A 17,521-nucleotide genomic window follows, 5' to 3' on the forward strand; every position below is an offset into this window, starting at 1 on the left:
TCCGTTGCAGCGCCCGACCGCGGAACCTACTTGCAGGACGGCCCTTAGCAGCATCCCGGAGATTCCAGTCTTCTACCCGCTTTCCCGGAAGGAGCGTATCTCGCTGCTACGCGTTCCGGTCTGACGTGCAATGTTCAACGGGCCGCATCGGCAAGCTCGGCGGTCGCGACTCATCAGTTCGAGTGAAGCGGGCACGGTACGGAGGGCGGCACCCGGTCGACTAGTCGCAGCCGAATGGGCTTCCCTGGGTTCCCGAGCTGCCGGCAGGGCGCGTTCCGGAGCTGAACCTGCGGGTGATGTCACGCCAGCAATACTGAGCGCCAGATGACTTGCTTGCTCCCTCAACTGCATTTGGGAACAAAGCCCTTGAGGGTCACGAGGGGTGTTCCGCTCCCTGCCGCATAGTGAGCTGTAGCTGCCGTACACGTCCCTTGGACACGACCGGCTACGCACGCTTACCACGACTCTAATCGTTCCTGGGATTCCCAGCTTTCTTCCCGCTTTCCTGGTGTACGGTCCCGGGCTCATAAGGCACCACTGGTGCCCTCCTACGCCTCGCTTCCGAAAGGGCGCATGAAGGCATGAGCAGACTGCTGCACACTTCCGACTGGCATGTAGGCCACACCCTGTACGGGCATCCACGCACTGCCGACTTCGACGCTGTCTTAGCCGAGATCGTGGACATCGCCCGGGACATCCAGCCGGACTTGATCATCCACACAGGGGACCTCTTCCACAGCTCGCGTCCCTCTGCCGCGGACCTCATCCGGGCCATGCGGGTCCTGAAACAGCTCGCCGCTGTCGCGCCGACCGTGATCGTGGCCGGCAACCACGACTCCCCCACGTACTTCCGCTTCTTCGACCTCTTGGCCGGCCAGTCCGTGGGGCGGGGGCTGTTCTTCGTCGATCGGTTCCGCACGGCAGAAGAAGGAGGCGTGTTCACGTTCGATGCCTGCGGTGGCGAGCAGCGCATCCGCCTGGCCGCCATGCCGTTCGTGCACCCGAACCAGTTCTGGCAGCGGTCCGCGCTCGACACGTCGTACGCCGACTACGCCGAGGGGATGCGCGCATTGCAGGAGCAGCTGCTGGAGTCGATGCGCGAGGGATACGACCCTGACAGGGACGTGCTGTTGTTCGCGGCGCACGTGTATGTCGCGGGCGCCCGACGTTCCCCGAGCGAGCGGCGGATTGACGAGTCGTTCGAGATCGCGGCTGAGGACCTTGCGAAAGTGTCGTACACCGCTCTGGGGCACATTCACCGCCCGCAGGCTGTGCGGGGGCCCTCGTTCCCGGCCCGTTACGCGGGCAGTCCGCTGGCTATGGACTTCGGTGAGGCTGGTGAATCCAAGAGCGTCGTGGTCGTGGACGTCGACCCCGGGCGGCCCGTCCGGGCAGTGCCCCGCACGCTGACGAGCGCGAGACGGCTTGACGTCTTCGAGGGAACCCTCGACGACCTGAAAGCCGAGGCCGACAGGTACGACGGGACGTACCTGAAGGCGGTGATCACCGGCGAGGAACCTGGCGTGCCGCTTGCCCAGAAGATCGCCGCGATCGTGCCGAACGCGATCGCCATCAATCCGGTACTGGCTACGGAGCCTGCGACCGACATCGTCGCTGGCCTCGGCCCCGTTGAGGAACTGGAACTTCCCGACGCGTTCCGCGCCTACCTCGGGCAGGAGGGGGTGAGCGGCGCTGCTGCGGATTCCACGGTCGCCACGTTCGTCCAGCTGCTCAACGAAGTCGACGACGAAGCACCACCACCGGTCTTGGCCGAGGAACTGCTGCGCGCCGCGCTGGAAGACACCTGGACGGAGAAATCGTGAAGCTCAGGCGCCTCACCCTCATGGGAGTACGCAGCTACACCAGCCCCTGCACCATCGATTTCACCGGCAGGCGTCTGTTCGCCATCCTCGGCGACACGGGCGTGGGCAAATCCACCATCCTTGAGGCGATCATCTTCGCCCTGTACGGGACGTGTTCCTGGTCGAAGGGCGCCGAGGCTACCTATGACCTGATCAGCCGAGGCGCTCCCAGCATGCATGTGGCGCTGGAGTTCGAGGTGGACGGCCGCGTCTGGAACGTGCGGCGCGTCCTGTACGCCAACCGCACGAACCCGAAGGCCGTGCTCGAGCCCCTGTCTGAGGATGCCCCCAGCATGCGGGTCGATTACAAGAAGGCGGTGACGGAGGCAGTCACCGAGCTGACGGGGATGGACCGGGACGGGTTTGTCAGCACGTTCATGCCACGCCAGGGGAATTTCGCTGTCCTGCTGAAGGCGACCCCGGCCATCCGGACCGGCATCCTGCGCCACCTCTTCGGCATCAGCACGCTCGAGCACGTGCGGCAGAACGCCGAAACACGTCTGGAGCGTCTGGAAGTTCAAATCACCCAGGCCATCAAGGCCCAGGCGGAGCTGGGACCGGATCCCCGCGTCGCCGCAGCCCAGGGTGAGCTGGATGTCGAGCGCACCCGCGGTGTCGCGCGCAGCCGGCGTGCGCGGCTGGACGCTCTGCGCGCGGGCCAGAGCCAGGCCGTCGAGCGGCAGCGCCGCAAGAACGAGCTGGACAAGGCCGCATGGCTGCTGCAGGAGCGTGCTGTCCCTGATGCGGGTGTCGCACTGGCCGCGCTGGCACGCACGAAGAGCGAACTGGACAAGGCGGCGGCAGCCAAGGACGTTCTCGAGCGTGAGCTGGGCTTGCGGCTGGACGAGGCTCAGGCCGCCCTGGACGCATGCGCACACGCCGGTGACACTCTGACGTCCCTGCACGGGGCGTTTGCCGTTCTGTCTCACCTGCCCAGCCGTGCGACCGGTCTGACCACCTTGCTGCAGCAGCTGGAGGATAAGCAGCTTCAGCACGTCGAACACCAGCAGGAGCATGCTCAGGCACTGCATGTGCTGGCCGAGCGCGAACAGGCCAAGGTGGCGCTCGCCGAGGCCGCCGCGCGTAACAAGGGCCTCGCGGACGAGGCACGCACGCGCACCGAGCAGATCCAAGACGCCGTCCAGGACGTGCTACAGGAAGCCACCGCCGCAGCGTCACAGCTGCAGTCGCACCATTTGGCGCTGAAGACGGTGGAGGAACAACGTCATCGCAGCGCCAGCCTCAAGGACGCGCTGGAGGAACTGAGCGGCGCCCTGGCGACAGCACGGGACGACCTTGCCACAGTTGAACGTGGCGAAGCGGCCCACACGGCAGGGTCCGGCCTGGTCCCGGGCGATGCCTGCACAGTCTGCGCCCGGCCTCTGCCCGACGGCTTCGCGCCCCCTTCGCCCCTGGACAGCAAGGCCCTGGGCCAAGCCAAGCGCACGGTCACCAGGCGCGACAAGGCCGTCAGGGATGCTGTGGTGGCCGAGGCGGAAGCATCCGGCCAGCTGAAGGCTGCGGAAGCGGCGGCGGCCAAGCACCGCCGTGCGCATCTGACCGCCACACAGCGCATGCAGACGGCCCTGCTCCAGTTGCGCGAGCTGGCGGACACGGTCCGGCCGGCCTGCTCCCCTGTCACGGCCACCGCTGTGGGCGCTCTCTTCGAGCAGACGACGGCGCAGGCCCTTCGTCTCGCCCAGGGCGAGCCGGCCAATCGGCGGCAGGTCGCCCGTGTGGCCGGCAGCCTCGTCCAGCCGCTCCTCGATGCGGAGAGCGAAGCCCGCACAGCCCTTGCGAGCGCCGAGGCTGCACGGGCAGCAGCGCAGGCAGAACACGAAGCCGCCAAGGCCGACATCAAGCGCCAGCGCGGCCGCCTGCAGCGTGAAAGCAAGTGGCTGGACGGGTTCAGGCTGCAGTACGACACACAGCTGCAGGCTCTACTGGCGGACATCGCCGGACTCCCGCCATCCGTTCGCCCCGCTCAGCCCTGCCCGGGCGAGCTCCCTTTGCCTCCCGACATCGCTTCCGCCCGCGACAGGGCCGGCCGGATGCTCGAAGAGCTCGAGAAGGCGACACAGCAGCGAGACGAGACCAGGCAGGCGCTCGCCGAGCACACCGAGAGCCGACAGGCCCTGGACGAACGCCGCAGGCGCACCGTCGACACCCCCACGCGCAATCTCGTCAAGCGGCTGGAGCGCTGGGCGGACGCGGTCGCCGATGCGGCAGGCATTGTCGGCGACGAAGCGTCCGCCGCACTGCCGTCCGCCCTGGACGGAACGGACCTGACCGCCGTCGCCTCCTACCGCCTGTCCCTCGCCTCGCTCGACAAAAAACTGGCCGCGCAACTGCAGCAAGAAGCCCAGCATGCCCGCGACGACGTCCTCGCGTTCGAGAAGGAACTCGCACACCAGGCCGCTGCCCGCGGCGATGCTATCGACGCCAGCCCAGGGTTCTCTGTTCCGTCACAGGGCGATCTGCTCGAGCGTTCCGTTCTCGATCCGCTCAGCCGCAAGACAAGCCACGCAGAGGAGGCCTACGACCGGGCCAAGGCCGATCTGCACACCGCGCAGTCACGCATCCCCTACGCCGACGCCCTTGAGGCAGCCATCAAGGCTGGCAAACAGCAGGCCGAACAGTGGCGCAGCGTGCGACGGCTCCTGACGGAGGGAAAGTTCCTCACCTACCTCACCGAACAGCGAACCCACGCACTGCTCAGCCACGCCAGCAGGAATCTCCAGGAGATCTCCAGCGGCAATTACGTATTCACCGAGAAGTTCGAGATCGTGGACTGCGCCACCCGCCTCGTCCGCCACCCCGAGACCCTCTCCGGCGGCGAGACGTTCCAGGCATCCCTCGCCCTTGCCCTGGCGCTCGTCGAGCTGAACAGCCGTAGCCGCGGGCACCGCCGGCTGAAAACCCTGTTTCTCGACGAAGGATTCGGCTCGCTGGACGCCGCCAGCCTGGAGCAGGCGCTGTTCGTCCTGGGACACAGGACGACCCCGGACACGGCGATCGCTGTCGTCAGCCACATGTATCCGGTCGCCGACGAGGTCGACGACGTCCTCCACGTCACCAAGACCGCCACCGGCTCCTCGGCCGAATGGCTCTCGCCCGAAGAACGCACCCGCATCATCCACGACGGCCTGCAGAAAATGCTCCACCACATCTGAACACCAGCGGGCTCTCGCCAGCACAGCCACCAGGAGCCCGCACCTCCGCACGCACCGAACACTCCCCTATGAACGCCGTCCCCATCCCGCACCCCCGCCCACCCCGCCTCCCCTGCCCGTCTGCCAAGGACTGCCGCTAGGCGTCTGCGACCGTACGCCAGCCACAGACACCCTTCGCGCACGTCGATGCCACCACCAGCAGCGGTCCCGGACGGTGGCACCTTCGGCACCCCGGCGCCAGACTCCCCCGCCAGGGCTCCGCGGGGCGCGCGGCCCGGCGGCGGCACGCATCCGAGCGATAGGGACGTCGTGCCCCCCCCTTTCGGCCTCGACAGGCGCGGCGTCGCCTCACGCTGCGGCCAAGGCCATAACTGAGCCGCTCACAAGCGAAACCCACGTCACACCGGTCACGCGCACATCGCTGCCGACCACTCCCCTCCTATTTCCTCATCCGAAAGAAGCAGAACTGTGAGTGATTCCCCGGACGGCACACACGGTGCCGTCACACCCGTCTTCACCGTGAGTACCGGACGGCTGGCCTCGATGCCACGGCTCATGGTGCTGGACCATCGCGGCCAGCTGACCAGCGCGCACGTACGACTGGTTGCCACGGCCATCGGCCGATCGGAGCGGACAGTTTGGCGCTGGGTCGCCGAGGCACGCGCGACCGGTCGATCAGATGGAAAGCGCCGGCCACGGTTCACTGTCACCCCCGAGATCCGCCGACTGCTGGCTCTGTGGGGAGGCAATGCCTCCGCCGTCCTGCGCGAGCTGCAACAGCGGGCCCGCGCCGACCCCCAGCAGCCCAAGGTCCCGTCACTTGCGACCTTCCACCGGGCGCTGCGGCGGGACCTGACACCTGGTGACCGGGCCGGCTTGGCCAGAGGGGAGGCTGCCCGGCGGGCCTTCGACGTGTTCGGGCAGCGCCCGCCCGGAAGCCGCAACGAGGCCTGGGAGGGCGACCACAAGTGCGTTCCCGTCAAGGTGTGGGTCGAAGACGAACTCGTACAGCCGTGCCTGACGTGGTTCATCGACTGCGCTAGGAAGGTCATCATGGGCTGGGCCGTGACGCCCCACGCGGCCAGCAGGGACGCGGTGCTGGCGGCCCTGCGTACAGCGCTGGACCGCAGCGAGCCGTTCGGACCGGCCGGCGGGCTGCCCGGTCTCGTCCGGGTGGACCGCGGTAAAGAGTTCCTGTGCGCGCCCGTGACCTTGGCGTTGGGTGCCTTCGCCGTGCCGGTCGTCGACCTGCCAGCCTACAACCCGCACCTGAAGGGCACCATCGAAGCGCTCAACGACTCGGTCGAGGAGATGCTGTTCGTCTCCATGCCGCGCTACACCGGCCAGCAGAAGCTCACCGGCGGGCGCACGGCGGATCCCGATGAGCCTGCGCTTACGTTCGAGGGGTTCGTCGGGCTGCTGCAGGAGTGGGTGCGGGGGTGGAACTACGAGCACAAGCCCGACAAACTGGAGGGCCTCACCCCCATGGAGGCTTGGCGGGCCGACCCCACTCCGCTGTATGACGTGCCGGCCGCGCAGCTGGCTCACTTCGGGCTCGAGGATGACGGAAGCACCCGCGTCATCACCACACGCGGTGTGCGGTGGCGCAACCACGACTACATCGGCCCCTGGATGGTCGGCATGGGCGGCACCCGCGTCTCGGTGCGCCATCTCCCCCATCATGACGCGTCCATCGAGGTCTTCGGCCTCGACGGCACCTATCTGGGAAGTGCTGTCCTGGCCGAGCAGGCAAGCCAGGAGCAGGTCCGTGCGGTGCGCAATGCCCGCAAGGCCAAGGAACGGCGGCTTCGCGCGGACCTGAAGGCCGCCGCCCGGCTGCGGCGTGACCGGTTCAAGGCCGTAACCTCAGCCACCCCTCCCCAGCGTCTTGGGTCCCTGACCGAGGCGGAAGCCGAAGCAGAGCTGGCCAGAGGATCCACCACGGCCCTGCGCCGTGCCGACCCCGGCTACATCCCGCACATGCCAGTCCCCGACGGTTGGGCCCGCCCTGCCGCCCCGGACACGCCGCTGCCGGAGAACGGCGTTTCCGAGGAGGACGAGTGATCGACAACCTCGATTACTACGGCACCCTGCCCTCGGAGCAGGAGGATCACTTCCACCGGCTGGACGCGCACCTGGTGGCCACCGAGACGCTCATGACGACACTCGACAACGTCCAGGCGACGATTGATGTCAAGGGCATGATGGTCGCCTACGGAGCGGCCGGCTGCGGCAAGACGATGTCAGTGAACTCCGCGCTGCGGCAGGTAGCCCCCAACATCACCTACCGTCTCGAACTACGCTCCGGCCCGACCCCCCGCGACATCCGGCACGGACTTTTCCACGCCCTGGGACTCCCCGGGGAACCACCCACCCGCCCGATCGAGTTCGACACCCTCCTGAAGGACGCACTGTCGGAGAAGTTCCGGGTGCTGGTGTGTGACGAGGCCCAGTGGATGGGACGCTCCTCCTTCGAGTACTGGCGTCACCTGTGGGATGACCGTCGCACCGACATGGCGTTGGTCTTCGCCGGCGGAGACGGCTGCTACAGGATCCTCAAGCGCGAGCCGATGCTGTCGTCGCGGATCTACATCTGGCAGAAGTTCACGCGCATGCCCGAGGACGAGGTAGTCGCCACACTCCCGGCGTTCCACTCTCTGTGGGAGGGGGTCGGCGAGAAGACGATCGTCGGTATCGACCGGGCCGCGGCGCACGGCAACTTCCGTAACTGGGCCACCATCACCCAGCACCTGTTGCGAGGCATGCAGCACAAGGGACTGACCGAGATCAACCAGGAACTCATCAACTGGGTCTACAGCAAACTCGGCGGCATGTAGTGCCGAGCGGGTGTGTGCGCCGGTCTGCCTCCGGGGGCGGACCGGCGCCGGCAGCCGTGCAGGACGCCGTGGGTGGGACAGTGAACGGCCTCGTGGCCGACGGGCGTGATGCGGAAGGAACGAAAGCAGGGTGATTGCGGCGGGCTACGGAGAGGTGGCCGTGGTGGTGGATGAGCAGGATGACCTGTTCTACACGCAGGCGGCGCTCGATGCGCACTGTCCCGGCGCCGGCCGCATCGTGGTGCATCCGACAACGGCCAGCGGCCACCCGGCCGCGCTGGCACATGACGTGCTGTATGCCCTGGGCAAGCGGCTGGCCCCGGGACCCCACTCCCCCGATGTGTGGATGGACTCGGTGGACGCGGCATGGCGTGCGGCAGCCGCCTGGGCGCAGGCCACCGCGGTACGGCATGTGCTGGTCTCCCGTGTCCATCTGCTGACGCCCCGGCGGATCGACCAACTGCTTGCCTGGCGCTTGGCAACGGGGGTGCAGCTGACGCTGCTGTGGCAGGGCAAGGAGTGCAAGCTGCCGCCGGTACTGGGACGGGTGGAGCGCCGTCTGCGCGGCAGGGACAGCTTTGAGGCCCTCCTTGCCGAACCGGGGCCGATCCCCGCACGCCCGTCCTTCCCTCCCGGAGAGCCGCTCGCGTGCAGGCCTGGTGTCACGGCGGGGGCGGGGGTTTCCAGACGGTCGTCTGCGGGGCCGGAACGGGGGCCTGCGTCGGCGGGGCGAGGGCGGCCGGCTGCTGACTGCGGCGGCGTGGCGGCGCATCTGGGGCACGTTATGCCTGCGATCGCCGTCGGTGGGCAAAGCTCAGCGGTCGTGTCGGCTCTCGCGCATCCGCTCGCTGCCGGGGCGCTGAGCGTGCTGGCCTTCACCCGGGTCGGTCTCGGCAGTCTGCGCTGGACTCGCGATCTCGATATCACCGGCGACGTGTCTGCCATCAAGGTTCACGGCGTCGCGCACCGGTCGTGCGTCGTGTACGTGGTCCCGGACTGGGCCCGGCCGCTGCTGGCCGCTGCCCGGGCGCATCACCGGCTGGCGTCCGGTCCTCTTCAGGGAAGTGTGTTCGCTCCGGTGATGCGCTGTGAAGCACGGCATCTGCGTGCGCATGCCGGACGGCACCCCTGTCTTGGGCTTTCCCTGCCGGTCGCCGCCCTTCTGCCTTGAAGCAGAGCGGGCAGGCCTCGCCGTGCTCTGATCGGACCTGGCGGCGTTCCATGTCGGACGGCGCCCGCCCGGGGCAACGTGCGACGGCTTGCCGGGCGGGCTATAGCCTCATGATCCGCGAAGAGACCGCACGGCGCACGCCGAGCGTGAGCCGACAGCAGATGTGTCTTTCACCGGCGCTGGTCCTGGTCCGTTCCGATGTCCCCGGCCCCATCACGGCCTGTGAGCCATGGCGGTGTGGCTTGTGCGTGCCGTCGGCCGGGGTCGGCCTGCCCATGGCGGGGCACGACATGCCGATATCCGAGCACAAGCAGATGCTGGAATGTATGGGGCTCCTGCACCCGGAGGTCACCATGCCGCGCCCAGCCTCTGATCCCCGCAGACACGTGGGCATTCGCCTCTTCAGCGGAAGCCCCGCAGCTGCCGAAGCCGTCTGCACGGCCGTCCAGAACACGTTCCCAGCATGCTCAACGCACGGAGCCGGTTTCGTGGCTGATCCCGATCATCCTGAAGACCCGGACACCCGATTCTTCTGCGCCGACGCCACTCACGTGCCCGTCACGGTAGGGAGCCATCCCGTCGAACTTGCCCCCGCAGACGCAGGCAGTGTCAGCGTCGAGCTACGTGCAAGCGACACCAGCGCCGTGATGGACGTGGCCCACGAGATCACAAAGCGTTTCCGCACCACGCAGCAGGAGCGGCACCGCGACGGCAACGGGCTCACCGTGCTTCCTATGTGGATCGACCCATCCCAGAGAGCACCCGAGTAGAGGCCGAGCGGCTCCGGCCTGCCCATTGGCATGCTCTGTACCCCGCCAGCGGGGCGGACAGAGTGCGGGCGGCGTCACCCGGCGCCAGGCTCCTCGGCCAACCATCGTGGTGCTGCGCCGGCTCGCGCAACGCCCGTCCTGTGTTCGACCAGGCCCAGAACGGCGACACGGCGCAAGGACATGGCGAGGACGCGCACTGAGGCACGCGTCCCAGGAGAGCGTCTGGGCCGACCAACGTCACGTGGCTGCCGTGGAGACGGCTGGGATCACAGCCGTGACCTCGGGTGTTCCTCGGCCATGAAGCGTCCCGTCCTGGTCAGCCTGTCCTGCTGGCACGCCATTCGAGTGCTTGAGGGGTCTCGGTGAACTCCACCAAGTGCTCTCCCGCGAAGCGTTCCAGTGCTGTGCGTACTTCGGTGGGGGTGACGTAGAAGAATTCCTTCCTGTTGTTGACGCGGTTGACGCGGCGGTCGGCGAACTCCTGGTGAAGGCGGGTTTCGAGTCCGACGGCGTCCTTGCTGAAGATGAGTGCGTGGACGTCGAATCGGAACGGGACTGCTGCGCCGCTGAGCTCATAGACGCGGTCGAGGGGTTCGAGGCGGCGGGTCATTCCGATCTTGACGATGCTGTCGCCGAAGGCGCCGATGTTGGAGACCACGTAGACGTAGCCGGTGCGGACGTTTGCGGCGCGTGCGTCGACGTCCTGGAGTGCGTTGTGGATCTCGGCGAGTTTGGCTTCCATGTCGCGCACCGCTTCGTGGTCGCCCTGGGCGCGTAGGCGCTCGATGGCGGCTTCGTAGTGGTTGAGTTCCTTGTGCAGCTTCTCCCGTTCGCGGTCCAGCTCTCGCTGGGCGGCGGCTTCCTCGCGTTCACGGGCCCTTGCCTCGCGCTGTGCTTCCTTCTCCTCGTCCTTCTTCTGCAGGAAGTCAGCGGTCAGCTGCAGTTCTCGGACGCGGGCGTCGTGGTAGGCGTCAGAGATGCGGATGTGCATGGTGGCGCCAAGCTTCGCGATGGTCTCGCGGCTCTTGTAGAGACGGTCGACGAGTGAGGTCAGGCGGTGGGGGCGCATGGTGCGGACGGCGTAGTCGGCCTCGGCGTTGTAGGCGCGGAGCATCAGTTTGGAGAAGTCGCGGATCATCTTTCGGCCCTCGCGGGCGGAGCCGTTGACGGTCCAGTCCGTGGCGGCAAGAACCGCCTGGTTGTTGCGGGCGAGGTTCTTGATCTCGGCCTTGAGGGAGTCCAGGCGGCTGCGGTAGGCGACCGCGTCGTGGAGCTGGTGGTGATAGGCGTAGATGCCGGCCTGCTGCAGCAGGACGGTCTCGTCGGTGGTGACGATCTGCGCGCGCAGCTCGGTCAGACGGCTCTCAGCCTGGTAGATCTCCCCGCGGTATTGCTCGGCCTCCTTGCGGATCCGCTCGGTTTCCTTCGCAGCCTGCTTGGCGTCTGCCTTGATGTCCTTGGCCGCCTGGCGAGCCTGTTCCACGAGGGCCTCAAACTCGGCCTGCGCCTGAGCGTGCAGGGCGGCTGCCTCCTGGCGTGTCCGCTGTATGAGGCCGGCGACCTGGGCGGCGTCGGCGCCTTGGGTCTGCGCGATCCACTGCCGGAGTTCCTCCGCCTCGCTCGCCTCGTCGCGCCGCCAGCGGCCGAACAATCCTTTCTTGCGGCTGACGGGAATGCCGGGCCCAGGCGTGAACTGCTGGGGCACAGCGGCCGCCGCCGGCGCGCCATGGGATGTGTCGGGAAGCCACAGCTGCCAGCCGGGAGGGGGCGGCGGCCAGGACGGGTCGGGCGTCCAGTCCGCCGGAGGGACCCAGCCGTGGGCCAGTGGCCAGTTCGGCGGCGGATTGAACCGGAACCCGCTCACACTCACCGTGCACTCCCCTCCCCCGACACCATTTGGTGCCCCGCCCTCGATGTCCCGCGCGATCATGCCGTGCAGGTGGCCGGGAGGAAGACCGATCTCAAGATTCGGCGCAAAACGGCGTCCTGGCTGCCACCGAAGGCCTGCGGGCGAGGGCCGTCGCACTGCGGCTTCGGCAGAGCCGTGCCCGGCACGTATTGCCGCCGGTTGGGACCTCTCCTGTCAGGCTCCTCCAGGCGGCGTTGGTATTACGCCGCCTGGAGGAGCCTCTTCATGCAGCCCAGCATTCCGGGTGGAACCGTGCCTGCCGAGACGGCCGGCGTCGCGCCCAGGGCCGGTCAGTGTGTCTCGCCCACGCGGGGGTACGGGACGTACCACTCGTGTGCTGCCCAGGAACCCGTACCCTGCACATCAGATGGCCGGTTTCTGTGCCTCCGGTCCCCCCCACTTTCAAGGAGTTGTTCGTGTCTTCTTCCCTTACGCCCGTCCAAAGCATCGACGCGACGACCGCGGCGCTCCAGGAAGAGCTTCCTCAGCTGGAGCAGCTTCAGCTGGAACTCGAGAAGGAGCTGGCCGCGGTCTCGGAGCGCGTCCTGTCGGTCCGTACGGCCCTGACAGCCCTGCTCGCCCTGGCCGAGACCCCCGCCCCTCAGGCGGTGCGGGCCACGCCTGAACCGGCTGAGGTGGAGGACGAGACCGCGGTCCAGGCGACGACAGTGCAGGAGGCCGGTCCGGTTCCCGCGCCCCGCAAGGCCGCGGTCACACGCACGGCCAGCGAACGTAAGGGGACGCCCGCCAAGGCCACCGGGAGGAAGGAACGATCCTCCGCGAAGAAGCCTCGCGTCACGGCCGCGTCACGGAAGGCCGCACCCGCTGCGAAGGACTCTGCCGGCTTCACCGAGCAGGTGATCGCCGTTCTCGCCCGCACGCCGGAAACGCCGATGCGCGCGCGGGACGTCGCTCAGGCACTCGGCCGTGACTCCTCGACGGGTGCCGTGAACGCCGTCCGCAGCACCCTCGACCGCCTCGTGGCCACCTCCCGGGCCGCCCGCGCCGGCCGCGGCCTCTATCAGGCCACTGCCACCAGCTGATCCAGCGCATCCCGTAGTCGTGTGCCCGGGCGGTGGCGTGAAGCCAGAGCTCCAGCTCCGCGAGTTCGAGTATGTAGCAGACCCTCAGGAACGCAGCGGTCTGGTGAAGGTCGACGAGAAGGGTGTCGCCCGCGATGACGCGGCAGGCGGTGCTGACGGCAGTGACCACGAGCCCGCGATTCGTTGCCTCTCCCCCGGCGGGAGATAACCGGCCCAGATGTGTTGCCGGCGCAGGGCACGGCTCAGATCTGCCCTGGAGAAGATGAAGGCGGGGTCGGGCGCTTTGTGAACGTCGTACGGCGCGCGGGTCGCGCGGCGTGCCCGGATCCACAGTTCCAGACATCGGTGGAGGCCAGTGGTGAGTCCGCCGAGTTCCTCGTCCTTGGTGAGGGTCATCAGAACGAACTCCTCGACACTTTCCCAAGAAGGGCTCAGCACACTCGGTATACCGCCCCTACGGAGATGGTCCTACACCGTCTGCCCGCCGGATGCACTCCGGGGGCTGGACGGCAGCGGTCCTTCCCGCCTGGATTGGGGTCGCAGGAGTATTGCCTTTCGCTGGCCGCCTGCCCGGGCTTTGGTGTCAGCGAGCGGCTTCGTCGATCCAGGTCTGCGGGATCAGTTTGCGTCCGCCTCTCCAGTTGTGGCTCACAGAGTCCTGGAACCAGGGCTCATCGAGGTTGGCGTGGTCGGAGACGATGATCTGCAGGTCGGGGGCGAGTTCGCGGACCACGTCGTAGAGCAGCCGGAACAGTCGCGTTACGGCGGCGCGGTCGGTGTCGTCCTCCAATGCTCCCGATGCCTGGTCGACTTCGGAGCGGTACCAGACCTGGGTGGGCTGGTCGAGCATGAGGATGCGCGGGACGGGCCGGTGCTGGCGGGTGAAGTAGCGGTGCAGGGCGAGGTGGGCGATGACGTGGTAGCCGATCCAGTTCTCGCCGCTGCCGATGCGGAAGAGCGGGGCCGGCCCTTGCTCGGTGTCGGTGACGACAGTCAGGCGGCTGAGGTCGAGGCGGACGTTCTGGCCGCTGTGCTCGAGCTGGAGCCTGTCGGCCCACTCCGTCATGTCCTGGCTGATGGCGACGAGACGCGAAGTGAGCTGTTCGCGTTCTTCGTTGGGGTCGAGTTCCGCTGTCAGGGCGTCGACTCGGGCCTGGGCGGTGGCCAGGAGGCTGCGCAGGCGGGCTACCTCGGTGTCGGTGCTGGAGGGCAGGGCCGCGAGGCTGGCGTGGATGCGGCCGCGCATGAAGTCGTGCCGGGAGGTGTCGGAGAGACGTTCGGTGGCGGCGAAGGAGGAGGCGAGGGCCTGCAGCGCCCTGTCGGTGGCTCGGATCTGGGCGCGCAGTGTGTCGGCCTGCTCGTCGAGTGCGGTCAGGGCTGCCCGTCTGGCCGGCCGGGCGGCTTCGACGTCTTCGAGCTGCACGGTCAGGCGGGCCAGGCTTGCGTGCAGCTCGGCCGCGGTCGGGTCGGGCTCGTGCAGGAGCGATCCGCACAGTGCGCAGGCGGTGGAGGTATGGGCGTCTGCGTCCGGCGGTACGTCGAGGAGGTTCAGGCTGGCGAGGCGTGCGGTCTGGGTTCGGACGGCGCCGGTGTAGTCGGTGGCGGTGGTGTCCTGCTGCAGAAGCGTCTCGCGGTCTGTCGTGATCGCTTTCAGGCGGGTACGCAGTTCGTCGCGCTGCGTGGTCAGGGCATTTTTGCGGGTGGCCGTCTCGGGGTCGGCTTCGGCCGGCACGGGTCCGGCGTTGACGGCTTGGTAGAGCAGGGACAGTGCCGTGTCGCGGTCCGGCTGCTGTTCGTCTTGGACCATGCCGAGCGTGAATGCTTCACGCCACAGTGAGGCCAGGCCGGCTTCGGCTGTCTGGGAGGCCTGAAGGGCTTGCTGGTGGGCGGTGTCCGCGGCCCGTACGTCGCGTTTGGCGGCTGCGAGCTGGGCCCGCTTGAGTGCCTGGTCTCGAGGAACGGCACCGAGGAAGTACGGAATGGTGTCCTTCAGGGTCTGCGCCATGAACTGCTCGCCCTGGCGGTGGAAGAGGAAGCCGGGGTCGGCGATCTCGCTCTGGCGTTGCAGGCAGAGCAGGGCTGCGTGGCCGATGTGGGCTTCCACGGCCTGCCGACTCGACCCGGTGGGCGGTTCGTGGAGGTTCTCCTCGATGCCGATGCGCCGCCCGAGTTGCTCGCGGACAGCGTTGGTGTCGGCGTTGACCTCGAGCTCGTCGTATTCGAGGGGTTCGAGGTCCGCTCCGAAGACGATCATGGCCTGCTGGGTGGAGGCTTTGCCGGGCTTGGGGGCGGGGCGGCCGACGAACACGCGCCCGGCGTCCAGCTGGAAGAGAGCTGCATACCAGGAGATGGTGCTGGTGATGGGGCCGACCGGCATCTGCACGGTGTCTCGGCCCAGGCAGGACTCGACGATCTCGAGCAGAGCGCTCTTGCCCGTCTTCGACTCGCCCGTCACGACGTTCAGGGCGCCGGGTGTGAAGTCCAGGACCTGACGGTTGCCTGACTTGCTGTACAGAATGATCGCGAGCAGTTGCACGGGCTCAGGGTGCCACGCCCAGGACCGCAAAGACAGTTGCAGGACTCTCCGCTTTGGACAGCCAGCGGCCGGTCAGACTGGCCTTTCGCAGGATCTGGTCAAGCTCGGGCGGGGTCTTGAAGCCGCGTGGCCTGCGGAAGGTAGATCTCACGCGCCCTTCGGGTTCGAGGGCGAGGGCGTCGTGAGCGAGGCCGAATCGTGTGCCTTCCTTGACCGTTTCCGCCAGGGCCTGGGCTCGGGCAGGAAAGCCGGCCCGGATGACCGGATGCTGGCCCGCCCAGGCTGCCAGGTGGGTTCGTGTCGAGGGCGGCAGGGCTTGTCGTGTGGGGCGGTGCAGCACCAGGGGGGCCACGATGAATCCCAGAGCCCAGGGCATGCCCTGGTCGCTCTCCTTGTCGTAGCCCTGGGCGGCCGTGGCCAGGACCGCCGAGATGAGAGCAGGATTGAGCATCGCGGCGGAGATCGGGTGGCGGTCAGCCCAGACGGTCATGCGAGTCCTTGCTGGTGTACGGCCGGTCGGTTAGAGGGCAGAGCGCCGTTATGCGTTCACCTTGAGGAGTTGGGCGATACGCGTCTCGAAGTCGGGGTGCCAGCCGACTTTACCCAGCTCAGCCAGCATGTGCCGCTGTCCGCGGGCGAAGAAGGGGTCGTTGAAGCGCGAACGCACGCACAGGCCTGTCTGGCCGAGCAGCTGGCGCAGTAGTGCCTTTCCTGCGGTTTTCTTCTCGTCGTCGCCGGCGTCTTCGTCAAGGGAGTCGAGCATCCACTCGAACTCGCGGTCCCATTCGTCGACGAGTTCGTTCTCGAAGCGGGTCAGCTCGGCTGCGCCGATGAGGTCCTCTTCGAGCCAGCGCACTGAGTGGGTGTAGGCGCGGTAGTAGTCGACGATGGCCTTTTGCAGGTTGCGCGGCGGGAAGGCGACCCAGTGCATCTGCTGCACGAACGGGTGCATGCGGTACTTCTGCTCCAGCTCGCCGGCGTTGACGTCGCCGAGTTCGACGAGGGTGGGCAGGTTGTCGCGGGTGAACTGGTCTCTGATGTCGGCGATCGCAGCTTGGGCGTCTCCGACGTCGATGCGGCGCTGGGTCCCCCGCAGAAGAGCGAGCGCTGTCTCGTCCCACCAGCGCCAGATCCCGGCCAGGAACAGGTCTTCGTGGCCGGGCGGCAGTGCCCAGTGCAGCCGCTGTTTGACCTGGGAGGCGATGTCCTGGATGTGAGGCGACTGGTCGATCACCCGGATCCTGGAGACGAACGTCAGGCGCTCGGAGCCGGTAAGGCTGAGGAACTGCTGGCGGGCAGTCTGCGTCAGCTGCGACTTCGAGGTGCGCGCGACCTGTTCGAGGAGCCTGAGCGCCTCTTTGTCGTTGCGGGTGGAGGAGCGCAGTGCCGCGACGGCGGTGTCATCAGCGGCGGTCTCGGTGGTGACGAGAGCGAGTGCAGGACCGTTGGCGTCCGCTGGGGAGGCTTCGTCCATCCACACCTTCAGGGTGCGCCAGACGTCCGTGGCGGAGTCGGTCAGCATCCGGTGCTCCCCCATGTGATGCTTGATCTGAAGGAGTTCGGTAGGCGTCCCCTCCTCCTCCCACGCCACATCGTCGTAGAGCTCCAGACTCAGTGCCGCGTCCGGCCGGTCGGCACCGCTCTGCAGCAGTTCGACCAGCGCCCACCAGGTCTGGTGCTGGTAGCCGATGGCGTTCGGAGCAGCACCGTGCGAACCCTTTCTCATGACGTGCAGTCTCCCCCCACTTGATCGCGGCGTCCAGGCGCCATACCCACCCTCGGATCGAACTTACGTACGATTGTCTCGATGGGGCGCACGCTACGTCAATCTCGCGGCGGTGCTGTGATGTTCGGGCCGCGAAAAACCGGTGCTGATTCGCCTCCACCACGACCGCCGATCACTTCCGCGGTGGCCGTCGCAAACCTCCCGCTCAGGCCGTGCCTGAGGAGCCGGACGACCTGGGCGGCAGTGACGGCGGCAGCGGTGACATCGACTGCGTGATCTGGCAGGTCGAGGTGGAATGGGTCATGCAGGCTCTGCCGCCGCGGCACGCCGACTGCCTGCACAGGCCGTCTGGGCCGGCGGGGTCGCGGATACGCGCGCGGGCCGGATCCGGCTCTCCTGTTTCCGCCTGGCTGCCTGTCTGCTGTGGGGGGAAGAGAAGCAGACAGGCCGCGGATGCCGTGCACAACGTGGCGCGGTGACTGTCACTGGGGGCG

General features: G+C 67.8%; 12 protein-coding genes. 7 read left to right on the forward strand and 5 right to left on the reverse strand.

Features of this window, described 5'->3' with window-relative positions; translation table 11 throughout:
- Window positions 1-581 precede the first annotated feature (581 nt).
- The 6 genes from ACH414_RS32895 to ACH414_RS32920 all read left to right on the forward strand — a co-directional run bounded on the left by ACH414_RS32895 (window position 582) and on the right by ACH414_RS32920 (window position 9,813).
- A complete protein-coding gene (locus tag ACH414_RS32895) occupies window positions 582-1,823 on the forward strand; it encodes an exonuclease SbcCD subunit D (protein WP_398944672.1) in 1,242 nt (413 codons plus the stop codon).
- A complete protein-coding gene (locus ACH414_RS32900; RefSeq protein WP_398944674.1) occupies window positions 1,820-5,035 on the forward strand; it encodes an AAA family ATPase in 3,216 nt (1,071 codons plus the stop codon). Before ACH414_RS32895 ends, ACH414_RS32900 begins: the two co-directional genes overlap by 4 nt.
- Window positions 5,036-5,578: 543 nt before the next feature.
- Window positions 5,579-7,099: a Mu transposase C-terminal domain-containing protein gene (locus ACH414_RS32905; RefSeq protein WP_398944775.1), complete on the forward strand. Its 1,521-nt coding sequence runs from the start codon at window positions 5,579-5,581 to the stop codon at window positions 7,097-7,099.
- Window positions 7,096-7,872, forward strand: coding sequence for an AAA family ATPase (locus tag ACH414_RS32910; RefSeq protein ID WP_398944676.1), 777 nt, complete (start codon window positions 7,096-7,098; stop codon window positions 7,870-7,872). The genes ACH414_RS32905 and ACH414_RS32910 overlap by 4 nt, the downstream gene beginning before the upstream one ends.
- 154 nt (window positions 7,873-8,026) lie before the next feature.
- Window positions 8,027-9,043, forward strand: coding sequence for a hypothetical protein (locus ACH414_RS32915; RefSeq protein WP_398944678.1), 1,017 nt, complete (start codon window positions 8,027-8,029; stop codon window positions 9,041-9,043).
- Between the two features lie 488 nt (window positions 9,044-9,531).
- On the forward strand, window positions 9,532-9,813 hold the full coding sequence (locus ACH414_RS32920; RefSeq protein WP_391115171.1) for a hypothetical protein: 282 nt from the start codon (window positions 9,532-9,534) through the stop codon (window positions 9,811-9,813).
- A 316-nt stretch (window positions 9,814-10,129) separates the two neighbouring features.
- Here ACH414_RS32920 and ACH414_RS32925 read toward each other — a convergent pair whose 3' ends face one another.
- Window positions 10,130-11,743: a DUF4041 domain-containing protein gene (locus ACH414_RS32925; protein WP_398944681.1), complete on the reverse strand. Its 1,614-nt coding sequence runs from the start codon at window positions 11,741-11,743 to the stop codon at window positions 10,130-10,132.
- 395 nt (window positions 11,744-12,138) lie between these two features.
- On the opposite strand from ACH414_RS32925, the gene ACH414_RS32930 reads away from it, so the two are divergent.
- On the forward strand, window positions 12,139-12,765 hold the full coding sequence (locus ACH414_RS32930; protein WP_391115727.1) for a hypothetical protein: 627 nt from the start codon (window positions 12,139-12,141) through the stop codon (window positions 12,763-12,765).
- Window positions 12,766-12,849: 84 nt separating this feature from the next.
- On the opposite strand, the gene ACH414_RS32935 is transcribed toward ACH414_RS32930, so the two are convergent.
- From ACH414_RS32935 to ACH414_RS32950, 4 genes are all read right to left on the reverse strand, one after another.
- Window positions 12,850-13,161, reverse strand: coding sequence for a hypothetical protein (locus ACH414_RS32935; protein ID WP_391115726.1), 312 nt, complete (start codon window positions 13,159-13,161; stop codon window positions 12,850-12,852).
- 187 nt (window positions 13,162-13,348) lie between these two features.
- Window positions 13,349-15,301 (reverse strand): DUF3732 domain-containing protein, encoded by a 1,953-nt coding sequence (locus tag ACH414_RS32940; RefSeq protein ID WP_391115725.1) that lies wholly within the window; start codon window positions 15,299-15,301, stop codon window positions 13,349-13,351.
- A gap of 4 nt (window positions 15,302-15,305) precedes the next feature.
- On the reverse strand, window positions 15,306-15,791 hold the full coding sequence (locus tag ACH414_RS32945) for a three component ABC system middle component (RefSeq protein WP_391115724.1): 486 nt from the start codon (window positions 15,789-15,791) through the stop codon (window positions 15,306-15,308).
- Between the two features lie 48 nt (window positions 15,792-15,839).
- Window positions 15,840-17,027, reverse strand: coding sequence for an ABC-three component system protein (locus ACH414_RS32950; protein ID WP_391115723.1), 1,188 nt, complete (start codon window positions 17,025-17,027; stop codon window positions 15,840-15,842).
- Between the last annotated feature and the right edge of the window lie 494 nt (window positions 17,028-17,521).

Origin of the sequence: Streptomyces sp. NPDC020422, from assembly GCF_044386705.1 — a bacterium.
Classification (GTDB): domain Bacteria; phylum Actinomycetota; class Actinomycetes; order Streptomycetales; family Streptomycetaceae; genus Streptomyces.